We start from the raw sequence: 26225 nt of genomic DNA on the forward strand, positions 1-26225 counted from the left end.
CAAAAAAACAACAGGGTTTTAAACCTGTTGTTATTTTGTTTCACGATGTAAAGTAACCTTGTGATCGCGTGGGCAATACTTCTTAAGTTCAAGGCGATCAGGGTTGTTACGCTTGTTCTTGTTTGTCAAGTATGTTTGTTCATGACATTCTGTGCATTCCAAAGTGATATTTACGCGCATTCTTCAAACCTCCAAACTAGGTATCAATTAATGAGTTATCAAGTAGATATCTCCAACGTTTAATATCATATCATCTTTTCAGTTTGATTGCTAGTATTTTTTAGAATTTTTGTTAAGTAATTTTACTTGACAGTTTTATTCTAAACCATCACTGGTTTGGACTGTCTTCCAGAAAGCATTATAAATTTTTACTGCAGTTTGCGAATTAATTACATCATTATCGGTAATATTTGGAAAAGCTAAAGCCACAACGACTTGAGGATTTTTATAAGGAGCAAAACTAATCAGACTAAGTGTTTGAGTGGAATTAGTCTTGTAGAACGTTTCGGCCGTACCTGTTTTAGCAGCTACCTTTGGCGAAATGCTGGCTAAAGTACTACCGGTCCGATATTGGCTGCTCCCATGGACTACATCCCACATCCCTTGTTTGACAATATTCCAATAACTAGAACTTGCACTATAAACATTTAACACATTAGGTGAAAATTCATATTTAACAGCACCTAATGAACCATCCTTTTTCGTCGAACGGATAGATTTTAAAATATGCGGCTGCAAACGGTAGCCACCGTTAGCTACAGCCGACACATATTGGGCCAATTGCAGGGTTGTATAAGCATCATAGTTACCAAAAGAAAGGTCCAGCGCATTACCAATATGTTCTTGGTCAGCAGTCCCTTCAAACCCTTTAGCTTCACCCGGAATATCAATTCCTGTTTTAACCCCTAAGCCAAACTGTTTGAAGTTAGACCTTAACTTAGTAAAAATCGATGTCGGCAGTGATAAGGCTGCCCCAGAATAATAGTTAAAGCCCCCTTCTAGCATCGCTAATTTCATCATATAGACGTTAGAAGAAACTTCAATAGCTTCAGATGCTGTCAGAGATAGATTAGCACTACCTGTTTTATTAAACCATGAAGATTTTGTAGCCGTTCCTTTTAACTTAATCGGTTCATCCGTCAAAGTATTGCTGGAAGGTGTAATAACTCCTGATTTTAAAGCACCCATAACCATAGCCGGCTTAACTACCGACCCCATAACAAAGGTTTGATTAATGGCACCTAAAGCATTTTCGGTGATTTTACCAGTTGAAACATCTCGGCTAACTCCAGCTAAAGCGTAAATGCCACCGGTATTAGGATTCATAACCACAGCATAAGCTCCAGGCGAGTATGGGTTGGACCCGGCAATAGATTCCACGCTTTCCTTGATAATATTTTGGACTTGTTGCTGGAAAGTGGCATTAATGGTCAGTTCCAGGTTATCTCCGCTTTTACCGCCGTATTCTTTAACTTCTTTGATAATCTTGTTGTTTTGGGTTTCAACATTAATAATTTCTTTGGTTCCCTTCAAGACATCTTCATATTGTGATTCAACATAACTTGAACCGACACTGTCATTACGAGAATAGCCTTTAGCAAGTAAAGTATTGATGGAATCACTAGGCAAGCCCTGCTTTTCGGTCGTAACCGTTCCAATCACACTTTTAACGGAAGTCCCGTTTGGATAAGACCGCGTCCAGCTGGTACCGATTTTAACGCCAGGCAACTCAGAGATATTTTCACCAACTATAGCCATTTCTTCATCTGTAACATCTTTAGTCTTCAAATAAACAGTGGATAAAGCGTAAGCTCCATTCATCTTGCTATACAAAGTAGCTGCCTTCTTTTGATCCTCCGTTAAATTGTAGCCCAACTTGTGTTTTTTTACATAAGCCTGTTCTAATTTGTATAATTTTGAAGAATCCTTAATCGAGCGCGCATTTTTAATTTTGCTTTTAACATATTTTTCGTGCTTGCTATCAGCCAAATAATAGTCGCCTTTATTTGAATCGGATAAATTATCAGCTTCAATATCGACATATTTAATCAGATGATTAGCAATGCTGTACATCTTATCCGATGAAACAATCAAAGGTTTCGTATAAGTAATTGCTCTTGATGTATTATTGGCAACCAATATTTTGCCCGTTGAATCATAAATCATCCCCCGCTGCACATTTTTAGTTTCCGTGCGCGTATCACTACTTTGTGATTCAGATTCAAATCGCGGCCCAAAGATAATTTGCAGATATGCCAGCTGCACAATCAAGGCCGCAAATAAAATAAAAACAATCAAAAAAAGAAAATTCAACCGAAATGGAATATGTGACTTATTCTTTTTAGTTTGGTTATTGCTGGCTTTTTTAAGAAAGTTCACCATTAAAACCCCTATTCTAAATTCATTACGCTAAGCCAAGCGGCTTTTACTGCGTACTCTTATTATTATAAAATAAAATATCTCATAAGAGTTATAAATTTTAAGTAAAAATTGTTTCATACAAGCTATTTTTTAAAAAAATACCATAAATGTTCCAAAAAAGCGCGCGCTTCACAATTATGTGTTATGCTGAATTTAACTTTTAGTGTCGAAGGGATTGTCTCTTTTATGAAAGCAAAATTTATTTACAAAAATTATCCTTTTCTATTGGCATTTTTACTGCCGGTTAGCCTCATGTTAGGCTACTTCATCTATCGTGGAATGTATCCGTTTGGTAAAAGCAGCCTTTTAACCGTTGATTTAGGACAGCAGTATGTCGATTTTTTTGTGGCCTACCGTGATACCCTCTTGCATCATCCTGCCAAACTTTTTTACTCTTTTTCTAAAGCTATCGGCGGCGAAATGATGGGCGAATATGCTTATTACCTACTCAGCCCTTTCAATCTTTTTTTGCTGCCCTTTAAAGAAAATACCATCACTGCCGGGATTATGCTGATTACCCTTTTAAAATATGGCTGTTCCGGGTTAAGTATGGTGTGGCTTTTAGAAAAGCGTTTTAAAGAAAGCCACTTGATGAATATCACTTTTGCCATTGCCTATGCTTTAATGGGATGGTTTGTTGCCAACCAGTTAAATCTACTTTGGCTCGATGCAGCTGTCTTTTTACCGCTCATTATTGCCGGCTTTTTCAAAATGTTAGATGAAAGAAAGCCGCTCTTATACATCCTTATGCTAGGCTGGATGATGATCATTAACTACTATATGGCCTATATGATCTGTCTATTCTTAATTTTATTCCTCTGCTATTATCTAGCCTCCACTTGGACATCGATTAAAGATGCCCTGCATAAACTATTGACCTTTGGACTTAGTTCACTGTTAGCGGGCGGCCTGAGTTGTGTCACCCTTTTACCGACAATTTTTACCCTATCTACCAGTAAGGGACAATATACCCAGCAAAAAGTTTCCTTCCATTTGGAATATAATCCGCTTAAAATTTTGTCAAAATTAACCTTGGGATCTTTTAATTTTACCCAAATGCCATCCGGACAGCCGAATATCTTCATGTCAACTTTGGCTTTATTTTTATTTATTATCTTCTTTTTAAATCAAAAATTCAGCCTTAGACAAAAATTAACTGCTTTTTTGATTACGGTCTTCTTTATCCTTTCAATGTGCTTTGAGCCCTTAGATTTGCTATGGCATGGCATGCAGTTTCCCGTATGGTACCCTAGTCGTTTTTCATTTCTCTTTTGTTTTTGGGTTATCTACATTGCCCGGCAATCTTTTGGCTCATTTCAAGCAAAAGACCGCACTAAACTTTTTGTACCTTTCTTTTTATATGCGCTCATGTTATTTTATCTGCTAATCAATATGAAGAAATTTAACTTCATGAGCAATAAAACACTTTTTGTCTCAGCTGTCTTTGCCTTACTAAGTCTAGCGTTGCTGGCTTGTTCTACTGCTACGATTAGCACACTTACACGTGATATTTTACTTTTTGTGGTTGTCTGCTTTGAAATGAGTTTAAATGCTTACCTGTCGTTAAATAACATCAGCTACTTGACACAAAAAGAATATACAATCCCTTCTACGGCTTTAAGGGCTGATAAAAAAGCTTTGACCGCCCTTGATAAATCACTTTACCGTGTAGCTATGCTTTATGTACGCACTAAAAATGACGGCTTAGCTAATAATTTAAATACCGGCTCTTACTTTAGCTCTGCTTTGGAAAAAACCATCCCAGATTTTTATGGGCAAATCGGCAATCCTGATGGTGATAGTTATGCTGCTTACACCAATGGTACCTTAATTACCGATACCCTGCTAAATATGAAATATATCGTTCAGCCTAAGAACAGTGCGGAAGTACCTTTAAACAGCAAAATTCAAACCATTAGTGAAAGACCTGATACTAATGAGTATCAAAAAGTTGCCCAAACTAAGCAAACAACGATTTACCAAAACCCTTATGCTACCGGTATCGTTTATGCTGCTAATAAATCTTTGCTGAGTGCTTTAGAATTGTATAATGATCCAATTACCTACCAAACCAATTGGCTCAATTATGCTTCTGGGACCTGGCCTTCAACTAAATATTTCTTCCCAACTAATTTTAGTGAAGTCGTTTTCCAAAATATTCCGAAATCTTTAAATTTAACGGGTATGACCTTCAAAAAAATTAAGACTGATAAAGAAGCGCAAATTATCTTTAAATTTACCCCTACGACCAACGACTCCTATTATCTGACTTTAGGATCTAGTTTAGACAACGATTACGTCACTTGGTATCTTGGCAATCGACAACTGAATTACTATGATACCTTCCGTCATACCGTCGTCTTAAATATCGCTAACCATCAAAAAGGCGATGAAATTGTTTTAACGGCTAAACTGAAGAAAAATAGCCTATGGCTCAGTAATTTTGTTTTATATCGCATGGATACCCAAAGTGTTTTGGCAAAATTAAAAGAAGTCCATCAAAATCGAATTCAAAACGTACATTATAGCCAAACAAAGATTGCTGGTACGCTTAAAACCACCAGCAATCAAATCTTAGCCACCACTATTCCTTATAGCAAAGGCTGGTCGCTTAAAGTCGATGGTAAAAAAGTTCCAATTATCAAAATACAAGAAGCCTTTGTCGGAGCAAGTGTTGATAAAGGCAAGCATCATATTGAACTGACATATCAACCGCCTTACCTTGTCTTGGGCCTGATTATTTCAGTAATTTCTTTAATGTTAGTTGCCACTGGCCAAATTATTGTGATAAAAAGAAGTTAAAAAAATAACCGCCTATTTTGGCGGTTATTTTTTTAACTTTCTAATGTATTTTCATCTGTCGTTTATACTGGCATAAGCGGCAAAGAAATTCTGAATAAAGAGCCCTGGCCCAGGGCACTTTCAACCGTCATTTTACCGTGATAGCCTTCCACCAAACGACGAGCAATAGATAAACCTAACCCGTTGCCTCCTTTATCCCGACTACGAGCTTTATCAACGCGGTAGAAACGATCAAAAATTTTATCGATATTTTCTTGTGAAATACCTTCACCAAAATCTTGCACAACAATCTGTGCTTCCAATTTCGTTTTTGCTAAGGAAAGGTGGACTTCTTTACGATCAGTAGAATACTTAACAGCATTGTCCATCAAAATAACCATAATTTGTTCAAGATGGTTACGGTAAATTTTAGTCCATGTAGGCTCAGTTAACTCATTGTCCATGACAAAAGTAAAATCAGGGTGAATCATCTTAAAATTGTTGAAAACCAGCATACCAACTTCGCGAACATCCGCTTTTTCATTGGCAAATTGAATTTCAACTTGTTCAGCCCTAGATAAGTCAAGCATTTCTTGTACTAAACTCTTCATGCGGTCAACTTCTTGCAAAGAAGCATTGATGGAATTATCTAAAACCTTGCGATCATCTTTACCCCAACGGTTTAATAAATCAAGGTGCCCTTGAATAACCGCAATCGGCGTACGTAACTCATGTGAGACATCCCCCACAAATTGCTGTTGCTGTTCAATATAGCGTTCCATGCGGTCCAGCATACCATTGAACATCTCCGCTAACTCTGATAATTCATCATTATAGCTATATTCAGGTACTCTGACTTTAGCCAAAGCATCGCTTTCATCACCCTGATTAAGCTGCCTAATAGCATCATGAATATCATCCACCGGACGCAACAGCCAAGATGATAAACCATAAGCTAACAACATCATCGCAATGGCAGCTGTCATTCCAAAAACAAGAAAAATGAATATCAGCCGGCGTCTTGTTTGATCATAGCTGACTAAATTATTCGTAACTTGAACATATCCAATTGTTTGATGGGTTGTTCTTGAAATAATCGGTTCACTCATGACGTAAATCGATTGCTTATTTTTAGTCTTTACAATCCGATTTTGTTTATCATGACGGCTATTGAACTTAACGGGGACAGCTCTTGAAGCAAATACCAAATCACCAGAAACATTGTAAACACTCACGCCAATGTTTTCACGCGTTAACGAAGTATAAAAAGCATTTTTATACAAATTAGGCCGCTTTTTAAATGAATCAAAATCCAAGCCTAAATTTTTAACGGCAACTTTTTTGGTAATCTCATCTTCATTGACAGACAACTTGCTGTTAGCTGTACGCAAAGCATCATCAGCATACTGAATCTCTTGGTTCATCAATAAGCTGGAAAAGCTTTGAAAAAGCAGCACCGAAAAGAAGATGAAAATAACTAAAACACCTATTCCCGTTCCAATCGACCATTTTGCTTTGAGCGAGAAAAAGGCTTTCTTATTCCCTTTTTCTTTCATTTCAGCCATCTACCTTAGGAACGCATTACATACCCAGTCCCGCGAACAGTTTGGATATAGCTATCTTCTCCTGGACGGTCAATCTTGTTACGCAGGTAGCGGATATAAACATCGACAACATTTGTTTCAATTTGTGATTCGTAACCCCAAACCTTCTTGAGTAAAACATCACGTGCCAAAACAACATTGATATTTTCCATCAAAGTAAGCAGCAATTCATATTCACGTTTGGTCAATTCAATAATTTCATCACCACGACGAACCACACGGTTTTCTTTTTCAATCGTCAAATCGCGGTAAGTTACCGTTGTCTGCTTGGTAGCACCATTTTCATTTTCAAAATCAACCCGGCGTAAAACGGCACGTAAACGTGCTAATAATTCTTCAATAGCAAATGGCTTAACTACATAATCATCTGCACCATGATCTAAACCAGAAACACGGTCAATGACAGAATCACGGGCAGTCATCATAATAATCGGGGTACTCTTTGATTGGCGTACGCGGCGACATACTTCCAAACCATTTAATTCGGGTAGCATTAAATCAAGTAAAATAGCATCCCAATCTTCATTTAAAGCAGTATCTAGTCCTTCACGACCATTTTCACAAATTTTTGTTTCATAGCCTTCGTGTTGGAGTTCCAGGCTTACAAAATTGGACAAATTTTCTTCGTCCTCAATAATCAAAATTCTGCTCATTTATTACACTCCTAAATATAGTATTTATAAATTCAACGTAAATTAGTCAATTACTTATAGTATACACTGTTACGAAATAATTAAAAAGGAATTTTTTAATTTAAAGCCTTTTCAGTCTTTCTTCTCACCATTTTATAATATTTTCCAAAATTAATCAATTAAAATATCTTCCCAAAAAAGAAAAAGGCTGGGAAAACCCCAGCCTTTTTCTTTTTTGAACTACAAATTATTCTTCATGGTACCATTCGTAGTGGAACATACCTTCCTTGTCAGTACGTTCATAAGTATGAGCACCAAAGTAATCACGTTGTGCTTGAATCAAGTTAGCCGGTAAAACTTCAGACCGATATTGATCATAATAAGTAATTGCACTCGTAAACCCTGGGCATGGCACCCCGGCACGGATAGCTAAAGCAGCTACTTCACGCACAGCAGCTTGATACTTAGCTGTCACTTCAGTAAAGTAAGGATCAAGCAACAAATTCTTAAGTTCTGGCTTATTGCTGAAAGCATCTGTAATCTTTTGCAAGAATTGAGCTCTGATAATGCAGCCTTCACGCCAAATCTTAGCTAAATCACCATAGTTAAGATTCCAATCATAATGTTCGGAAGCAACCCTCATTTGTTCAAATCCTTGGGCATAACTCATAATCTTGCTGAAATACAAAGCTTGCCGAATTTTTTCAACTAAGTTCTTCTTTTCATCAGCACTAAGTTTAACTTCAGCCGGCTTTTGCAAAACTTTACTTGCAGCTACACGTTCATCTTTCAAAGCTGAAATGTAACGTGAGTAAACTGATTCAGTAATCAAAGATTGTGGCACCCCAAGTTCCAAAGCACTTTGAGAACTCCACTTGCCGGTTCCTTTGTTGCCGGCCCGGTCTAAAATCATGTCTACAATTGGGTTATCAGTGCCTTCATCATCTTTTCTAGTCAAGATATCAGCCGTAATATCAATTAAATAACTGTCTAATTCGCCATCTTTCCATTCATGAAAAATGTCAGCAATTTCTTTAACAGAAAGGCCTAACAAATTACGCAACAAGTTGTAGCTTTCGGAAATAAGTTCCATATCGCCATATTCAATCCCATTATGCACCATTTTAACATAATGTCCGGCTCCGTTTGGTCCGATGTAAGTAACACAAGCTTCACCGTCTTCTGCTTTGGCAGCAATCTTATTCAAAATTGGTGCTACCAAATCATAAGCTTCTTTTTGGCCACCAGGCATCAAAGAAGGGCCTTCCAATGCGCCTTTTTCACCGCCGGAAACACCCATACCGATGAAGTTGATACCAGAATTATCCAATTCCTTATTGCGACGAACCGTATCTTCAAAGAAAGTATTACCACCGTCAATTAAAACATCGCCCTTGTCGAGGAATGGCATCAATTTGGCGATAGTAGCATCAGTAGGTGCCCCAGCTTTGACCATTAAAATAATCCGACGAGGCTTTTCCAAAGAATTAACAAAATCTTCAATGGTATAACTAGGTACCAACTTCTTATCAGGATGGTCAGCTACGACCTTTTCTGTTTTCCAGCCTGAGCGGTTAAAAATTGCTACTGTATAGCCGCGGCTTTCAATGTTTAAGGCTAAATTTTTGCCCATAACAGCCATACCAACAACACCAATTTGTGGTTTATCCATTTTATAAAAAACCTCCTAAATAAAAGTACTCGCGTTAATTTTACCAAAAAAACCAATAAAATCAACTATAAACCCTTAAAAATAACGATTACTTACCTTTTAACAACTTCTGGCTTGCCAATACCATCAACTGTCTCTTCTGTAATAACTACCTTGGCAATATCTTTTTGACTAGGAACATCAAACATCACATCCCGCATCGTTGCTTCAATAATTGACCTTAAGCCACGCGCACCGGTATTGCGTTCAATTGCCAAATGAGCCACTTCTTTTAAGGCTTCATCGGTAAATTCTAACTGGCAATCATCAAAGGAAAGCAAGCGACGGTACTGCTTAACCAAAGCATTTTTAGGTTCCGTCAAAATACGTACCAAATCATCAGCTGTTAATTTTTCTAAAGCAGTTAAAATTGGCAACCGTCCAATAAATTCCGGAATTAAGCCAAATTTAAGCAAATCTTCGGGAATAATCTGTTGCATCAAGCTCTTGGATTCATCGTAATTTTTAGATGCTTCCACACCAAAACCAATTGTCTTGTCACCTAAGCGCTGCTTAACGATTGTTTCAATACCATCAAAAGCGCCACCCACAATGAACAAGATATTGGTTGTATCAATTTGAATAAATTCTTGTTGTGGATGTTTGCGTCCTCCTTGAGGCGGAACATTGGCAATCGTGCCTTCCAAAATCTTCAGCAGGGATTGCTGTACCCCTTCACCAGAAACATCGCGGGTAATTGAAACATTTTCACTTTTCTTGGCAATTTTATCAATTTCATCGATATAAATAATACCCCGCTGAGCTCTTTCAATGTCATAATCGGCATTTTGAATTAATTTGAGCAAAATATTTTCAACATCTTCACCGACATACCCGGCCTCAGTCAAAGTCGTTGCATCTGCAATCGCAAACGGAACGTTCAAGATACGGGCCAAACTCTGCGCTAAATAGGTCTTACCTGAGCCTGTAGGTCCAATTAAACAAATATTGCTCTTTTGCAATTCCGTTTGGTCATTATCAGTTGTATCAAGCATGGCATTGATACGCTTATAATGATTATAAACCGCTACAGCCAACGTTTTTTTGGCTTCATTTTGACCGATAACGTACTGATTTAAAATATCGACAATTTCCTTAGGTGTCGGAATCTCAGTTAATTCACGTTGCGATTCTGCCTTATTTTCTTCATTCATAATAGATTGGGCCAATTCAACACATTCGTCGCAAATATAAACACCAGGTCCTGAAATCATTCGCTTAACTTGGTGCTCACTTTTGCCACAAAATGAGCAAATAGCCGGTTCATTTTGATCCATATTATCGTACATTAATCTCACCTTAATTGCTTATTTACTCCATTCTATCAAACATCGATAGTAAACGCTAATAGTTGAGCTTATAAAATAAAAGTTATTTAGATTTCCACGCAAAAAACACGGTCCAACACGCTTTGCAGCGCATCGGGCCGTGTCTTTTTTAAAGCAAATTAGTCTTTTTTAACTTGCTTTGCAGAATCAACGATTTCGCTAACAACTTTTCTGATAGCAATATCATGGTTGAGCATGTCATCAGATAAAGCTGAACGAACAGCCTTTTCGTCCATACCGTATTGGCTTGCCAAATCTTTGATTTCCTTATCTTTTTCTTCGTCAGTAGCTTCGATACCTTCGCTAGCAACAATTGCTTCTAAGACAAGGTTTGTCTTAACGCGCTTTTCAGCACCTTGTTCAAATTGCTTGTGCAAGTCTTCTTCAGTTGTACCTGTCAACTTGTAGTACATATCAGCACTGATACCTTGTTGTTGCATGCCGCCAAGGTATTGGTCCATTTGACGATGAACATCTTCATCAAGCATAACAGCTGGAATTTCACCGATTTTAGCGTTTTCAACTGCCTTAGAGATAGCTTCATCTTCAATCTTTTCGTGTGCTTCAGCTTTCTTTTGAGCTTCAAGTTCTTCACGAACCTTAGCCTTAAGTTCAACAAGTGTTTCAACGTCTTCATCAACGTCTTTAGCAAAATCATCATCTAATTCTGGTAATTCTTTTGCCTTAACTTCATGAATCTTAGTTGCAAAAACAGCTTCCTTGCCGCGCAAGTCTTCAGCTTGGTAATCTTCTGGGAAAGTTACCTTAACATCAACAGCTTCATCAGCTTTGTGGCCAACTAATTGGTCTTCAAAGCCTGGGATAAATGTGTTTGAACCAAGTTCAAGTGAGTAGTTTTCACCCTTGCCGCCGTCAAAAGCAACACCATCAATTGTACCTTCAAAGTCGATAACAACTGTATCGCCTTTTTCAGCAGGTGCGTCTTCTTTCAAGACAAGTTCTGCTTCTTGCTTACGCATTTGTTCTAAGCGTGCATCAACATCTTCATCAGTAACTTCAGTTGATTGTGCAGTAACTTCAAGGCCCTTGTATTCGCCAAGTTCTACTTCTGGTTCAACTGTAACTTTAGCAGTTAAAACCCAAGTAGAATCTTTTTCCATTGATTCAACATCAATTTCTGGTTGATCAACCGGCTTAATCTTTGATTCAGCCACAGCATTCATATATGCTTCTGGAAGTACAGCATTCAAAGCATCTTGGTATAAAGCTTCTTCACCGAACATCTTGTTAAAGATTTGGCGAGGAACCTTACCCTTACGGAAGCCAGGAACATTAAGTGAATTCTTAACACGGTTAAAGGCAACATCTAAGCCTTCTTTGATTTTAGCTGGTTCGATTTCGAAGGTCAACTTACCGTTGTTTGTACCTTCTTCTTTTTCCCATTTTACAGACATTATTTTCCCTCCGAGTAAAATAGTTTCTACAATTCAATTTTGTAATTGCATACTCAATAAGTTTATCCTAAAAACAGCTTTTTGTAAATGTTTATCCCTTAAAAAACAAAAAAAGGGCCTGAAAACAGGTCCTTTTTCAATATTCAATTGAATATTAATCGTCGATTTCGGAAACAACGCCGGCACCAACAGTACGGCCACCTTCACGAACAGTGAATTTAAGACCTTTTTCGATAGCAACTGGTGCAATCAATTCAACTGTAAATGTAACGTTATCACCAGGCATAACCATTTCAACGCCTTCTGGCAATTCGATAACACCTGTAACATCAGTTGTGTGGAAGTAGAATTGTGGGCGGTAGTTTGAGAAGAATGGAGTATGACGGCCACCTTCTTCTTTTGTCAAGACGTAAACTTCACCCTTGAACTTCTTGTGTGTTTGAATTGAACCTGGCTTAGCCAAAACTTGACCACGTTCAACTTGTGAACGGTCAACACCACGGAGCAATGCACCGATGTTGTCACCAGCTTCACCAAGATCAAGAGTCTTACGGAACATTTCAACACCTGTAACAGTTGTCTTGATAACGTCTTCCTTCAAACCAACGATTTCAACTTCATCGCCGACTTTAACAGTACCACGATCGATACGGCCAGAAGCAACAGTACCACGACCAGTGATTGTGAAGACGTCTTCGACAGGCATCAAGAATGGCTTGTCAGTAGGACGAACTGGTGTTGGGATGTATTCGTCAACAATGTCCATCAACTTAAGGATTTGTGCCTTAGCTTCTTCGTCACCTTCCAAAGCCTTCAAAGCTGAACCACGAACAACAGGAATATCATCACCAGGGAAATCGTATTCGCTCAAGAGATCACGAACTTCCATTTCAACCAAGTCGAGCAATTCGTCATCGTCAACCAAGTCGCACTTGTTCAAGAAGACAACGATGTATTCAACACCAACCTGACGAGCAAGCAAGATGTGTTCGCGAGTTTGTGGCATAGGACCATCAGTTGCAGCAACAACCAAGATAGCACCATCCATTTGTGCAGCACCAGTAATCATGTTCTTAACATAGTCAGCGTGGCCTGGGGCATCAATGTGAGCGTAGTGACGCTTTTCTGTTTCGTATTCAACGTGAGCAGTGTTGATTGTGATACCACGTTCACGTTCTTCTGGAGCAGCATCGATTGATGCGTAATCTTCAGCCTTTGCCAAACCTTTTTCAGCCAAAACAGTTGTGATAGCAGCTGTTAAAGTTGTCTTCCCATGGTCAACGTGTCCGATTGTACCGATGTTTACATGGGGTTTTGTTCTTTCGTAATGTTCTTTAGCCATTAATAGAACCTCCTGTTAATTTGCAAAGATAATCTGCGCAATGCCGATAATCCTTTAATCTATATTATACTACTTTCAGCAAAAAATTCAAAGCATAAATTCGACTTCAAATCTTCTTCACTGAAAATCTTGAATTATTATATCTTTTAGAATCCCTTTTGTAAATACTAAAAAGCAAATTTATTTGTAATCATAAGCTTTTTTTTACTTTCAAACCGCTAAAATCGCCTTTTGTAACCATTTAGACAATTGAGTTTGATTTTTACCCACAAAAGAATCATATAAAATTCTTGATTCGGCTAAATCCAATTCGGTATAAAAAGGATAAAGCAACATCATTTTAAATTGAAAATCTTGCAGGTAATTTTCCTTGAAATCTTCTGGAACCTGTTGGTCATCTTCCAAATACTTTTTTAAAGCTTGAAAACTTGAACTAGCCGTAATTTCCTGCACTTCAGCTGGAATAATCTGTTGCATTATGAGGTTAACAGGATTAATGACGCTGACGGCTTTGATGACAGCTAAATGCTTGAGATTTAAAAAAGTATTCGCTCTTAGCAAAGGTCTGACATCTTCATCTTGCAAAACGCGTTGAGCTAGTAGTACATAAGTTTTTTGATCCAGCATTAAAGCTTTTTTAAAAATATTTTCTTGCTCATGCGGCTCATATCCGCCTAAATGTTTAAATTGTTTTTGGCATGTTGCCAACACAGCCGCATTTTTTTCTTGATATTTACGATAACTTTGGACAAGTAAAGCGGAAAAATGTTTTTTTTCGCCGGTTTTCATATAAGGCTGCAGCTGTTTTAATAAAATTTCCGTCTCCAACATTCGGCCGGCTTTAATTTTTTCCTGCAAATACAGCTCTAAGCAATAATTATCAGTCAAATATTCTGACAGCTGCTCTTCAGCGATTTGTGTTGCCATATTAGCATCATTTAACCCCCGATAAGTTAAAAAAAGCAGATAATTTAACTTAAACGTTGGCTTTTTGCGATAAAGCTCTAACAGCGCGCTTTGTGCCGACAAGTAATTTTGCTTTTTAAGCGCTGCTTCAATTTTTTTAATCTGCGTTTGTTCATCCATATTTTCCTCCAAAAAAAGAGCTGGCTACCCAGCTCTTTTTTTATTTATCAGCCTTTTTATCAGCTGTTACTTTCTTACTATGCTTTTTGGTCTTTTTTTTGCCAGACTTAGCTACCTGGTCTGCCTTCGTAATTTTTGCTTTTTTAGCATCAGGCTTCTTTTTGCCATGGTTACGTTTAGCATTAATTTCCATAATTACTGGCAAAATGACAGGATGGCGTTTTGTCTGTTCATAAAGAAAATGGCTCAACTGATCTCTGACATCTTGTTTAAGATGGCTCCAGTCGTATTCTTTTTTATCAAGGTTGTCTTGCACAACTTGTTTGATAATATCAGAGCTTTCCGCCATTAAATCACGGCTGGTTTTGACATAAATAAAACCGCGTGTAGCAATTTTAGGCGCATCAACAATTTTATTCTTCTTGCGATCAATGGTTACGACTGCAATAAAAATGCCGTCTTCTGATAAAACTTTACGGTCTCTTAAAACAATATTGCCAATATCTCCAATACCGCTGCCGTCAATCATAGTATTACCAGCATCAACGCTGGAAGCCACAATCATCTTATCATGTGTGTATTCAGCGACATCTCCACGCTTTAACAAGAAAATATTCTCCGGTGCGATACCAACTCTTTCAGCACATTGCGCATTCGAGGACATCAAACGGTATTCGCCTTGTACCGGAAAGACATATTCCGGTTCTAATAAATTCATCATCAATTCCAAGTCATTTTTGCTAGCATGGCCTGATGAATTAAATTCGTCAGAAATAGCCTTGACAGTCCCACCAGCACGGTAAATCATATTTCTCGTCTTAGCCACAGTAGTTTCAATGGCATGCGAAGGTGTGGTAGTAATAAAGACCAAATCTCCTTCGTGCAAATTAACAGCGCGATGGCGACCTAAAGCCATTTTTTGCAAGGACTTCAAAGGTTCACCCGAACGACCTGTTTCCAAAACGACAATTTGATTATCGTCATATTGTTTCAAATCTTGCAGTGAAACCAGCAAATCATCACTTGGCAAGTGCAATTTATCTAATTTCATCGCTGTTTTGACAATTTTTTCAGCATCATGCCCTGTCAAAGCTACCTTGCGGCCATTTTCATAAGCTGCATTAATAATTTGTTGAACCCGTAAAATATTGGAAGCAACACAAGCAACAATAATACGGCCCTTGTGATATTCAAAAGTTTCGTTGATAAAATCAAAAATAACATGTTCATCAACGGTTTCACGCGGATTTTCCGCATTAGCTGAATCACTGAGTAAAGCTAATACACCTTCGTGGCCAATCTCAGCCAGTCGGCCAAAGTCGGTCTTATATCCAACTGCTGCGGTCTGGTCAAATTTAAAGTCACCTGTATAAACAATATTTCCGTTTGCCGTTTTAACAACAATCCCTAAACTTTCAGGAATTGAATGGGTTGTCTTGAAGAAAGAAATGGTTGCATTTTCGAAGTCAATTTCGGTTTTTTCATCAACCACATGAAAATCGTCAAACCTCTTAGCCTTTTCTTCATTAGCACACGCAATTTTGGCTAATTCAATTGTCATTTCTGATCCGAATACTGGGACATCAAATTCACTTACAAAATAAGGCAAGGCGCCAATAGCATCAGCATGTCCATGTGTTAAAAAGACGCCCACAACCCGATTTTTATTTTGACGCAAATATTCAAAATCAGGGATAACAATGTCAATGCCTAGCAGTTCTTGCTCTGGGTATTTTAATCCACAATCTAAAATATAGATATCATCATTTACTTCAACAGCGTACATATTTTTGGCATTTTCTCTGACGCCGCCAAGTGCAATGATTTTAATCTCACTCATCTTTACACCTCGATTTTAAATTTTATTTCAATAAAACTTGTTTTAGCCATAATTTATATGGATATCAGCTGAATCTTTCAGCTCTTGAGCTAACTTGAATAGCTAGCTTTAATCGCACGTCTTAAAAAAATCATTATCGAACTCTAATTATAACACATACCATGTTTTTTTGCTCAATTCAGCCTTCAACTTCGTATTATTGGCCAATGGTAAATAATTTTTTACCATGCGGTTTGATCGGATTTTTTTTAGGAGGATTATTCAATCCAACATTAATTCGCCCTTTAGCATCAATTTCTTTAACTTTAACTGTTAAAACCTGGCCTATTTTAAGCTGTTCAAATGGCATCTCAGGTGTTAAATCATTTTTTCTAAGCAAGGCTTGGCTGCCCTTAAACAATTCCACAAAAACGCCATATTTTTCCAACCGCGTCACTTTAGCCTGATAAATTTCACCAACCTGTGCTTTTTTGGTTAGCTGCTTAATAATGGTCTTTGCTTGATCAATCATCATTTGATCACTAGACGCAATTTGAACCATCCCTGTTTCATCAATATCAATTTTGACACCCGTTTGGGCAATAATTTTATTAATAGTATCACCCCCCTTGCCAATAACCACTTTAATTTGGTCGGGTGCAATTTGCATATTATCAATCTTGGGTGCATATGGCGATAATTGCGGTCTTGGAGCTGCCAATTCTTGTTTAATTACTGCTAAAATTTGCTGCCGGGCCGTCTTGGCTTTAGCAAAAATTTCTTTTAACAAATCAAATTCCAGCCCTGCTACTTTCAAATCCATTTGTAAAGCTGTGATACCATTGGTTGTGCCAGCTACTTTGCAATCCATTGAACCTAAATGATCTTCTAAACCTTGAATATCAGTTAAAATTTCTTTTTGGCCATCTGCTTCAACCAGTCCCATCGCAATGCCGGCAACAGGTGCTTTGATAGGTACACCGCCATCCATTAAAGCTAAGGTACCCGCACAAATACTGGCTTGTGATGATGACCCATTAGATTCTAAGACCTCGGCTACCAACCGAACTGCATATGGAAAAGCATTTTCTGATGGCAGCACGGCCTGCAAAGCCCGCTGGCCTAAATGGCCGTGCCCTAATTCACGTCTGCCAGGCGCACCGTAGCGGCCAATTTCACCCACACTATATGGCGGAAAATTGTATTGATGCATAAAGCGTTCAACATGCTCTTGCCGTAAATCATCTACCGTCTGTCCTTCTGAAAGAGGGGCAAGTGTCAAAACAGATAAGACTTGCGTTTGACCTCTAGTAAATAATCCTGACCCGTGAACTCTTGGCAAAAAACCAGCCTTGGCTGTTAAAGGTCTAATTTCGTCCATTTGGCGCCCGTCAGCCCGTTTATGGTCAACTAAAACCATTTCTTGGAAGACTTTTTGGGTCAAATGATTCCAAATTGTCTTAAATTGCTGCAAAATCTGTTCACCATCTGAGGGTACAACAAATTGCGCCAAGGCTAATTGTCTAACCTGTTCCATCGCCTGTTCCCGTGCTTTTTTATCAATGGTTTCCATAGCTTCTTTTAATGGGGCAGCAAAACTTTGTTCAATATTCTCCGCTAAGCGGTCATCTAGCGCAATTTTTTCATAAGACATCTTGGGTGTACCCACAGCAGCAATAATTTCATCCTCAAAAGCACATAACTTTTTGATAGCTTCAAAACCGAACATAATAGCATCCAGCATTTGAGTTTCAGTCAACTGGTTGGCTCCTGCTTCTACCATATCAATAGCTTGACTGGTGCCTGCTACCGTTAAATCTAAGTCACCACAAGTTTCATCAGTCGGATTTAAAATGAACCCTGTTTGGTCTTTACCGACTCTAACACCGGCAATTGGCCCCGCAAAAGGTATCTTGGAAATACTTACCGCTAAAGACGAACCAAGCATGGCAGCTAATTCAGGTGAGCATTCAGGGTCTAAACTGAAAACAGTATTGGTAATTTGAACTTCATTTTTAAAATCTTCTTCGAATAAAGGACGCATCGGCCGATCAATTAAACGTGCTGTTAAAGTTGCATGTTCACTTGGCTTGCCTTCACGCTTGATAAAGCCACCAGGAAATTTACCCGCAGCATACATTTTTTCTTGATAATTAATCGTCAAGGGAAAAAAATCACTGTCACTTTTTTGATCACTAACAACCGCACAGCTTAAAACCGTAGTTTGGCCATATCTGACTAAAACCGCCCCATCCGCTTGTTTAGCTAATTCACCTACTTCAACGATCAGGTCTTGCTGGTTAATTTTTGTTTTAAATATCTTCTTTTCCATCTTTTTTCCTCAATCCAATTATTTTTTTTAATATACTTCTATTATACAGCCTTTTATCGTTAGCGCTTACATTTTTATATAAAAAAAGGAAGAAAATAACTTTTCTTCCCAAAAATTTATTAACGACGCAAGCCTAAGCTCTTAATCAATTCACGGTAACGTTGGATATCTGTCTTACGAAGATATGCCAGCAAGTTACGACGATGACCGATCTTCTTCATCAAACCACGTTGTGAAGCGTAGTCTTTTTTGTGTGAACGAATGTGATCGTTAAGTTCGTTGATGTCAGCTGTCAAAACGGCGATTTGCACTTCAGCAGAACCTGTATCGCCTTCATGACGAGCGTACTTCTTCATGATTTCGTTTTTCTTTTCGTTTGAAATAGCCATTGGTTATTCCCACCTTTCTTAAAGTTGCCCTAAACCGAGTAAAACGTCGGTGAGTCGTCGCTAAACCAGGTCTAAGGTCATGTACTTAACGTACAAGAGATACTATACTAGAAAATAAATAGAAATGCAAGTATATTTTATAACAGCAAAACACCTATAAAATAGTCTTTTTGCTAAGTGTCAAGGAAATTTTCTTGACAACATGCTATTTTATTATTGCATTGTTTAATTTGCTCTTGTATAATGTAATATGTTGAAAAATTAGATGATATCCATTACGGATCATTTCAGTGGAGGTGAAACTCAATGCCAATTATCAAATCCGCAATCGAACGTGTTAAGACAAACGAAAAGGCAAATGCTCGTAACTCTGCTCAATTGAGCAAGATGCGTACAGCCGTTAAGAAATTTGAAAAAGCTAAGACTGCAGGTGCTGACAATGTTGAAGCACTTTACCGTGAAGCAGTTTCTGCTGTTGACAAAGCACAATCTAAAGGCTTGATTAAAGCAAACAAAGCTGCTCGTGATAAGTCACGTATGGCTGCTCGTTTAGCTAAATAATTAAAAAAAGAGGCACAAGATTGTGCCTCTTTTTTTTTATCTTCTTTTTACTTGAGCTTGGCTAAATTGGAGCATAAACAATTGGAATAAAAGTTCCGGATCTTGACTCGTTGATTTTAACAGCTCTTCAATTTTTACCAACCCCAAATAAGCCCGACTTAAATCTGCTTGACTATTTTGCTTGACAAACCTCAAAGCCAATTTAACCCGATAAGGATGAATTTTGAGCGTCGATACAATACTTCCTTGCATAAACCCCCTATTTTTCAAAATACTTACCTGTAGCAGCAATCTGAATTGTCCCAGCAAAATAGCATTAATCATCAAAGGTTCTTGTTTTGACAACAAAAGTTCATGATACATTTCCAAGGCCTCTTGTACCTTGCGTTTCAAAACCAATTCCACTAAATCAAAAACATTTTCTTCAAGGCTTTGCGAAACCATCCGTTCCGCCTGTTGTGCCGTAATTATATTATTTTCCTGATTTAAAAGCATCAATTTATCGAGTTCGTTTAAAGCAAGCGACACATCAGCATTTGTACGTTCAAGCAAAATTTCTAGCGCTCCCGGTTCAAGCGTCAGCTGCTGTTTTTTCGCTTTTGCCGTTAAAAGGCGAGCTACTTGTTCTTCCGTTAAAGGGCTGTTATCAATAACCACAGCTACCTGTTTAAGCTTTTTGACAATTTTTTTACGCTCATCTAATTTATCATATGGCGCGTTAATAATTAATGATGTCGTTTCAACTGGCATTTCGAGATATTTTTGCAAAGCGTCTAAATCATGTTCAATCTTATTTTTATTCTTTTCACCAGTTAAAAAATAAGGATTTTCAATAAAAATAATCCGCCGATTTCCCAAAAAAGGAATATCCATTGCATCCTTTAATGCCGTTGCTAATGGCATTTCTTCCATATTATAGCTATTGACGTTAAAATCCCTAGCTTCCGGTGTAATATGTGCTAAAATGCTGTTCTTTAACGTTTTTATCCCATATTCTTCTTTACCTAATATCAAATATACTGGTGCCAAATTACCGGCTTTAATTTCTTTTAATACTTGGCTTAATGTTGCCACTTACTTTCCTTCTTTCACTCAAAATAAGACTGCTTATTCCTTGATTATTTATAATTTTGCTCATGTTGCTGCTGATAAGTAGTTATGTGTAAATTACCTATTAAAGGCTTAACCAGCTTAATCATTCCTACCTTAGCCGTTATTAAATAAGGAACACCGGTTTTTTTTAACGTCACAAGCGTTTCTTGATTTGGATGTCCATACCGGTTATGCCGACCACATGAAATAATAGCCAGCTTAGGTTGCAGCTGTGTCACAAATTCTTTTGCAGTAGCCGTTTTACTGCCATGATGGCCCGTTTTAAAAATATCAGCCTTTAACTTAGAATATTTTTTAATAACTTCTTTTTCACCCTGTTGAGGCAAATCACCTGTAAAAAGGCACTTAATCCCATAAAAATCGGCTAACAAAACTAAAGAATCATCATTCGTTCCTTGACCTGCTGCAAAAGGATGCAACAAGGTTAATGGGTAAGCTTGCTGATATTGATCTGTTTGCCCCTGAACTTGGCTAGGCTTGACGGCAGACTGTTTTAATTTTGCTTTAAAACTGGCTAATTTTTCCATACCTAAAGGAACGACTACTTTTTTAATTTTGATTTTTTGACTGATACTAGGGAAATTCCCGGTATGGTCTTGATCTTGATGGGTCAAATATAAGGTATCTATGTGGTCAACCCCTTTGCTGAGCAAATAATTGGCAACAATCCTCTGCCCACTGGTTTGCACTGTTCTTTGCTGCCATTTTTGCGTATTAAAAGAAACCTTGCCGCCAGTATCAATTATTAATACTTGCCGGTTAAAACGGCTACGAATCAGTGTACAATCACCTTGACCAATATCAAAATAAACCACTTCAGCCGTTAAGGGGGTATGAATATACAAAAACATCCCTGCATAACAGCTGATTAACAGCCAACATAATTTTCTGCTTCTAAACCGCGTTTCGCAGGCTAAAAGTGTTTCGCCCAACACCATCACTACAAACCCTAACGGCGGCTTTCCAAAAGTTATTTCACCCGGTAAAGAGGCACAAAGGTTCAGGATACCTGTAAAAAGATTAAGCAGCCAGTTATTGATAGCCGTTGTATGTGCAAAAAACGCTCCACACAAAGTTGCCGGTAAAACCAAAAATTTAAACAAAGGCATAATCGCTATCGACAAGACACCAGTCCAAATATTCCACTGAAAACTATGATATAAAATTATGGGTAAACTAAAAAGGTTAAGTTCCAAACTTTGTATCATAATATTTTTTTCTTGACTTAAAATAATAATCAATGTCAATAAATAACTTAGCTGTGGCCCTACGCCATATAGCAAAGCCGGTTTAATCCATAAATTACCAATCAACGTCCACGACCATAATGAAATAAGACGTATTTTAACATGGCAAATTTGCTCACAAAAAATGCCTAACCACACCATTATAACCGCTCTTGTTAAACTAGGCGAACTGCCTCCCAAAACTAAAAAGAGCGGTAAAATTATTAAATTAAGCTCTTGCCCTAATTCATAGGTCAACCCTAGCTTAGATGTTATTTCCAGTAAGAAAGACCGCACATAAAAAACATGCATTCCTGACAGGCAAAAAAGATATAATAAGCCCAACTTGACCACTGAATCTGCTAAATCCGTCTCATCCTTAATTCCTAAAAACAAAGTCAATGCATACCACGACAAAGGCTGGGGCTTTTGAGCCAAATAGAGTTGCAAGTGACGTCTTAAGTTATGCAAATAAAGACTAGGTCCAGTAACTAAAGTTACCTTTTTTAAATCAAACTGATTTGCAAAGGCTGTTAAAAAATAATTTAATGATTGACAATATTTGTGATAATCAAATTCATTTTCATTACTTGGCCCTTTAACCTTGCTAATCGTGGCATCAGTCTCAATAATAAAACTTTGTTTGATGTTTTTTAAATATTTTTGCTGCTGCTTAGTTGTTAAAAAAAGCGTTAGTTTAACTCTTTGATGGTGATCAAGCCATAAAGCATTTCCGCTAGCCAAATTTCCCGCAACTTTTAACTCGTCAGCCTTGATTAAAAAATGCTGTGTTGGATAAGAACCGCACATTTTAAGAGCAGCTTGGTAATCTTTTTGCCAGCCATAAATACGCAAACTAAAACTTAATACAGCTATTAAACAGCAACATAATAACCCTTTACTCTGACAAAAACAAATTCTGATTAATAAAATGCCTAAAAGTCCCAACCATAAAAATTGATGTGAGAGACAAAATAGGCTTAACAAACTCAAACATACAGCGGTCAGAAAACTAAAAATTTCCGTTAGTTTTCAGGCTCTATTCCACCTAATACTGCGTCTAAATATTTAGCATCAACTTTTACCTGCTCAACTTCGACTTGCTTTAATTTTAAAAGCTTGAGTGCATAGGGATCATTATGATAATTGCGCAAATAATAAATTTTTTTGATACCTGCCTGCAAAAGCATCTTGGTACATTGCAAACATGGAAAATCCGTCACATAGATAACAGCGCCATCCGTGGCACTGCCAAATTTAGCGCATTGCAAAACGGCATTCATCTCAGCATGAATCGTGCGCACACAGTGTCCGTCTACCATATAGCATCCTTCATCAACACAATGAACATCGCCGGCAACAGACCCATTATACCCGCCGGCTATCATCCGATTATCCCGGACTAAAATAGCGCCAACTGCTAAACGGGTGCAAGTACTGCGCAATGATAACAGTTTAGCTTGCAACATAAAATATTGATTCCAAGGAATTCTTTCAATTGACATATTAACACCCCGCTATTGCTATTTTTGCCTTTAATTATAGCATACCCCGTCTGACTTTTAGACAGTTAGTTGTGCACTAATAGCTTCAAATGTTTTATCACCAATCCCTGAAATATTTTTCAATTCATCAATAGATTTAAAATTTCCATGTTCTTGACGGTAAGCAATAATCAAATCTGCTTTTTTATCACCAATTCCAGTAAGTTGAGTTAATTGTTCTTTAGTCGCCGTATTAAGGTTAATTTTGCCGCTATCAGCTGCATTTTGACTAGTACTTGTTTGAGTTGTTGTATTGGACGCTGTATCGGCCGTTGTATTGGGTGCTTGTTCTGTAACACCAACTGTATTGGTTATCGGTGAGCTTTCACCTGCTTTGGGAATATATATCACCATTTGATCAGCCAGCTTGTGGGCAAAGTTAATTTGACTGGTATCGGCATTTTTTAATAAACCGCCTGTCAAAGTTAAAACATCACCAACCCTGCTGTCAGCACCTATTTTATAAACGCCTGGGATGGACCACCGCCCCTTTAACATCAACATAAATATAACTAGAACTGCTGCTTGAAAAACTAGCACTTGAGCTTTCCGATAAGCTGACCGCTTGCTTTTTAGCTTTGACCAGGTTTTGCGTATCATTTTTTAAAAAAATATTTGAACTTTGCCAAACAAAAACACCACCTCCCAACAACAAAACTAATGTGCCTATTATTAATAATTTTTGGTGTTCTTCCAGCCACATTCTAAGCTCATCAAAAAATGCCATTTTATCACCTCCAACACTTAAAGACGCGATAAAATGGCTTATTTTTTATTTAATTTGGTGCGTTTGCAAATATTTCAAAGCATCATCAAAAGTTCTGACCGGAACAATTTTCATTTTAGTATGAATTTTTTTAGCCGTTTTTTTAGCTTCAGCATAGTTACTCATCGCACTAGGATCATATTTCTTTTCTAGCTCAGAAACAGGGTTATTAGGAGCAAAGAAAATTTTAGCACCTGCCTTTGACGCAGATACAACTTTTTTGTCAATGCCGCCAATATCGCCGACACTACCATCAGCATTCATCGTCCCAGTACCAGCAACTTTTTGCCCTTGCCGTAAATTTTTACCTGTTATTTGCTGATACAGTTCCAGCGTTAGCATTAATCCAGCCGATGGCCCGCCAATACCTTCCATATCAGCTTGAACGCTAGTATCAGACGAAACTTTAGTACGGTCAGCTAACGTTATCCCAATCCCGTAGCGTTTCGTGTTAGCCAGCTTAGTTGTTTTACCTTGGGCTGTTTTTTCTTGGCCATCATGCAGATAAGTCAACTTAATTTGACTTTTAGGCTTTAACGACGCCAGATATTTAACAAAGGCCTGTGAACTATCATAATGTCTGCCATTGACTGAAGTGACAACATCGCCAACGTGTAAAATATTTTTAAAGGTGGAACCTTTAGTGATTGACATAACATACATGCCGATATATCGGCGGCTTACTTTATGGTGAGCCTTTTTTAAAGCAACATACTTAGCTTCGTTAATGGCATCATCCATATAATACTGCTGAATTTTATCATAATCTTTAGCTGAAGAAGTGCCCAGCATATCTTCTTTTGACACTAAATCAGTAAAAGGCATCACATAACTGGCCACAAAGCTGGCTGGGGTAGCCTGCAGCACCGAAACATATACCAGCATATAAGAACCTTTAGTACGGTCTTTTTTATGGTTAACCGTTACATACTGGGAAATTTTTTCAGCTGACCCCGGCATTTCTAAATAATAAGGCAAAGGTGTCACTAAAAAAGCAACCAGCAGGACAATAGCAGCCAACAGCCACCATCTTTTTTTAACTTTAGTCATACTGTTTTACCTTCTCACGTAAAGCCTGTGCTGTTTTGTCAGGTAATAAACCTGTCAAATCTCCGCCAAAAAGCGCTACTTCTTTAACAATACTTGACGACAAAAAACTATAACGAGCATCCGTTAAAAGCAAGACCGTCTCTATTTCCGGTGCCAAATGCCGATTCATCAAAGCAATTGCTTTTTCATATTCAAAATCCTGCGCATCCCGCACCCCTCTAATAATAGCCTGTGCCTTGATTTTTTTGGCAACATTAACCGTTAAGTCCTTGGGAGCAGCGATAACATTAACATTTGGCAAAAAAGCAATTTCTTGTTCTAGCAGTGCTTTGCGTTCAGCAAAAGAAAACATTGCTTTTTTGCTGGTGTTAGTTGCCACTAAAACCGTAACTTGGTCAAACATTTTGCTGGCACGCTTGATTAAATCCAAATGTCCCATTGTCAGTGGATCAAATGTTCCCGGAAAGACTGCTTTCATCCGCACTTCTTGCTATATAAAATGTAGAATAACATAGAAAACGTATTATGATTTTCTATATTATTAGAAAGAATATAGTTTTCCTTTCTTAATTTATTTACTATCGTCTACATTAGTATTCCCATATCCTAACTAGAGGGTAATGACATTGACTAACTCTTATAGCATCAAAGAAACTTTCGTCTCTAGGGCATAGCTTTAACAAATTGCTAAAGCCTATTACTAGCCATGCCCAATAATAGTTGATCATTTTGCTAAGGTAAGTAAATTCATGACTGCATTAACATCTCTGTCGCAAGCAAAGTTACATTTATAGCAAATATATTCGTTGTGTTTAGTGCCATGTTTCTTGTTACCGGAAAGTGTGATTTTATCATCAGCTTTCTTAACGTAGCCACAACGTGAACATCTTTGCGTACTTGGATAGAAACGATCCGCTAAAATTCTTTTTTTACCGTACCATTCGCATTTATAAGTTAAAACCTGTCTGAAATAGCCAAATAACGACCGCTGTAATCCCTTAGAGGCAACATTACTCATCTGCATTTGCTTTACGTTTAAATCTTCAATAACGATTTGATCATAATCATTAACCAGCTTAGTGGTAAACTTTTGGACAATATCATG

22 protein-coding genes are annotated in these 26225 nt (G+C 37.8%); 2 read left to right on the forward strand and 20 right to left on the reverse strand.

Annotated features, from left to right (window positions below):
- Positions 1-30: 30 nt before the first annotated feature.
- The gene (gene rpmG / locus BMX26_RS05265; protein WP_004047352.1) at positions 31-180 is read right to left on the reverse strand and encodes a 50S ribosomal protein L33; all 150 of its coding nucleotides are present in this window, start codon (positions 178-180) and stop codon (positions 31-33) included.
- Between the two features lie 135 nt (positions 181-315).
- Positions 316-2379: a peptidoglycan D,D-transpeptidase FtsI family protein gene (locus BMX26_RS05270; RefSeq protein WP_075530417.1), complete on the reverse strand. Its 2064-nt coding sequence runs from the start codon at positions 2377-2379 to the stop codon at positions 316-318.
- A gap of 228 nt (positions 2380-2607) precedes the next feature.
- On the opposite strand from BMX26_RS05270, the gene BMX26_RS05275 reads away from it, so the two are divergent.
- Positions 2608-5223, forward strand: coding sequence for a YfhO family protein (locus BMX26_RS05275; RefSeq protein ID WP_075530438.1), 2616 nt, complete (start codon positions 2608-2610; stop codon positions 5221-5223).
- A gap of 62 nt (positions 5224-5285) precedes the next feature.
- Here the strand turns inward: BMX26_RS05275 and BMX26_RS05280 are convergent, their stop codons facing one another.
- The 10 genes from BMX26_RS05280 to rpsO form a co-directional block, all read right to left on the reverse strand.
- Positions 5286-6758, reverse strand: a complete 1473-nt coding sequence (locus BMX26_RS05280) for a HAMP domain-containing sensor histidine kinase (protein WP_412771399.1) — start codon at positions 6756-6758, stop codon at positions 5286-5288.
- Between the two features lie 14 nt (positions 6759-6772).
- Positions 6773-7459: a response regulator transcription factor gene (locus BMX26_RS05285; protein ID WP_075530419.1), complete on the reverse strand. Its 687-nt coding sequence runs from the start codon at positions 7457-7459 to the stop codon at positions 6773-6775.
- A 226-nt stretch (positions 7460-7685) separates the two neighbouring features.
- Positions 7686-9110: an NADP-dependent phosphogluconate dehydrogenase gene (gene gndA, locus BMX26_RS05290; protein WP_075530420.1), complete on the reverse strand. Its 1425-nt coding sequence runs from the start codon at positions 9108-9110 to the stop codon at positions 7686-7688.
- 92 nt (positions 9111-9202) lie between these two features.
- Entirely contained in the window at positions 9203-10438 is a 1236-nt protein-coding gene (gene clpX, locus BMX26_RS05295) for an ATP-dependent Clp protease ATP-binding subunit ClpX (protein WP_075530421.1), read from the reverse strand.
- A 158-nt stretch (positions 10439-10596) separates the two neighbouring features.
- Positions 10597-11892: a trigger factor gene (gene tig / locus BMX26_RS05300; protein ID WP_075530422.1), complete on the reverse strand. Its 1296-nt coding sequence runs from the start codon at positions 11890-11892 to the stop codon at positions 10597-10599.
- Positions 11893-12046: 154 nt separating this feature from the next.
- Positions 12047-13234: an elongation factor Tu gene (tuf, locus tag BMX26_RS05305; RefSeq protein WP_075530423.1), complete on the reverse strand. Its 1188-nt coding sequence runs from the start codon at positions 13232-13234 to the stop codon at positions 12047-12049.
- 210 nt (positions 13235-13444) lie between these two features.
- Positions 13445-14320 carry a hypothetical protein gene (locus BMX26_RS05310; RefSeq protein ID WP_075530424.1) on the reverse strand — a complete coding sequence of 292 codons (876 nt, stop codon included), beginning with the start codon at positions 14318-14320 and terminating at the stop codon, positions 13445-13447.
- 40 nt (positions 14321-14360) lie between these two features.
- Entirely contained in the window at positions 14361-16160 is a 1800-nt protein-coding gene (locus BMX26_RS05315) for a ribonuclease J (RefSeq protein ID WP_075530425.1), read from the reverse strand.
- 196 nt (positions 16161-16356) lie between these two features.
- Positions 16357-18471, reverse strand: a complete 2115-nt coding sequence (locus tag BMX26_RS05320) for a polyribonucleotide nucleotidyltransferase (RefSeq protein WP_075530426.1) — start codon at positions 18469-18471, stop codon at positions 16357-16359.
- A gap of 119 nt (positions 18472-18590) precedes the next feature.
- Positions 18591-18860, reverse strand: coding sequence for a 30S ribosomal protein S15 (gene rpsO / locus BMX26_RS05325; RefSeq protein WP_003698657.1), 270 nt, complete (start codon positions 18858-18860; stop codon positions 18591-18593).
- Between the two features lie 306 nt (positions 18861-19166).
- On the opposite strand from rpsO, the gene rpsT reads away from it, so the two are divergent.
- Entirely contained in the window at positions 19167-19421 is a 255-nt protein-coding gene (gene rpsT, locus BMX26_RS05330; RefSeq protein WP_075530427.1) for a 30S ribosomal protein S20, read from the forward strand.
- Positions 19422-19457: 36 nt separating this feature from the next.
- On the opposite strand, the gene holA is transcribed toward rpsT, so the two are convergent.
- The 8 genes from holA to BMX26_RS05365 all read right to left on the reverse strand — a co-directional run.
- Positions 19458-20495, reverse strand: coding sequence for a DNA polymerase III subunit delta (gene holA / locus BMX26_RS05335; protein WP_075530428.1), 1038 nt, complete (start codon positions 20493-20495; stop codon positions 19458-19460).
- A 44-nt stretch (positions 20496-20539) separates the two neighbouring features.
- Positions 20540-22615: a DNA internalization-related competence protein ComEC/Rec2 gene (locus tag BMX26_RS05340; protein ID WP_082272489.1), complete on the reverse strand. Its 2076-nt coding sequence runs from the start codon at positions 22613-22615 to the stop codon at positions 20540-20542.
- Between the two features lie 170 nt (positions 22616-22785).
- Positions 22786-23265, reverse strand: a complete 480-nt coding sequence (locus BMX26_RS05345; RefSeq protein WP_075530430.1) for a ComE operon protein 2 — start codon at positions 23263-23265, stop codon at positions 22786-22788.
- Positions 23266-23322: 57 nt separating this feature from the next.
- Positions 23323-23808 carry a helix-hairpin-helix domain-containing protein gene (locus BMX26_RS05350; protein ID WP_225355207.1) on the reverse strand — a complete coding sequence of 162 codons (486 nt, stop codon included), beginning with the start codon at positions 23806-23808 and terminating at the stop codon, positions 23323-23325.
- Positions 23765-24031, reverse strand: a complete 267-nt coding sequence (locus tag BMX26_RS09740; protein ID WP_225355208.1) for a hypothetical protein — start codon at positions 24029-24031, stop codon at positions 23765-23767. The genes BMX26_RS05350 and BMX26_RS09740 overlap by 44 nt, the downstream gene beginning before the upstream one ends.
- Before the next feature lie 45 nt (positions 24032-24076).
- Complete coding sequence (locus tag BMX26_RS05355) at positions 24077-25120, reverse strand: SepM family pheromone-processing serine protease (RefSeq protein ID WP_075530431.1); 1044 nt, start codon at positions 25118-25120, stop codon at positions 24077-24079.
- The gene (coaD, locus tag BMX26_RS05360) at positions 25113-25598 is read right to left on the reverse strand and encodes a pantetheine-phosphate adenylyltransferase (protein WP_075530432.1); all 486 of its coding nucleotides are present in this window, start codon (positions 25596-25598) and stop codon (positions 25113-25115) included. Before coaD ends, BMX26_RS05355 begins: the two co-directional genes overlap by 8 nt.
- 246 nt (positions 25599-25844) lie before the next feature.
- Positions 25845-26225: RNA-guided endonuclease InsQ/TnpB family protein (locus BMX26_RS05365; protein WP_143454865.1), on the reverse strand; the 381-nt coding region annotated here is incomplete at its 5' end.

The organism is Ligilactobacillus sp. WC1T17, assembly GCA_900110005.1.
Taxonomy (GTDB): Bacteria; Bacillota; Bacilli; order Lactobacillales; family Lactobacillaceae; genus Ligilactobacillus; species Ligilactobacillus ruminis_A.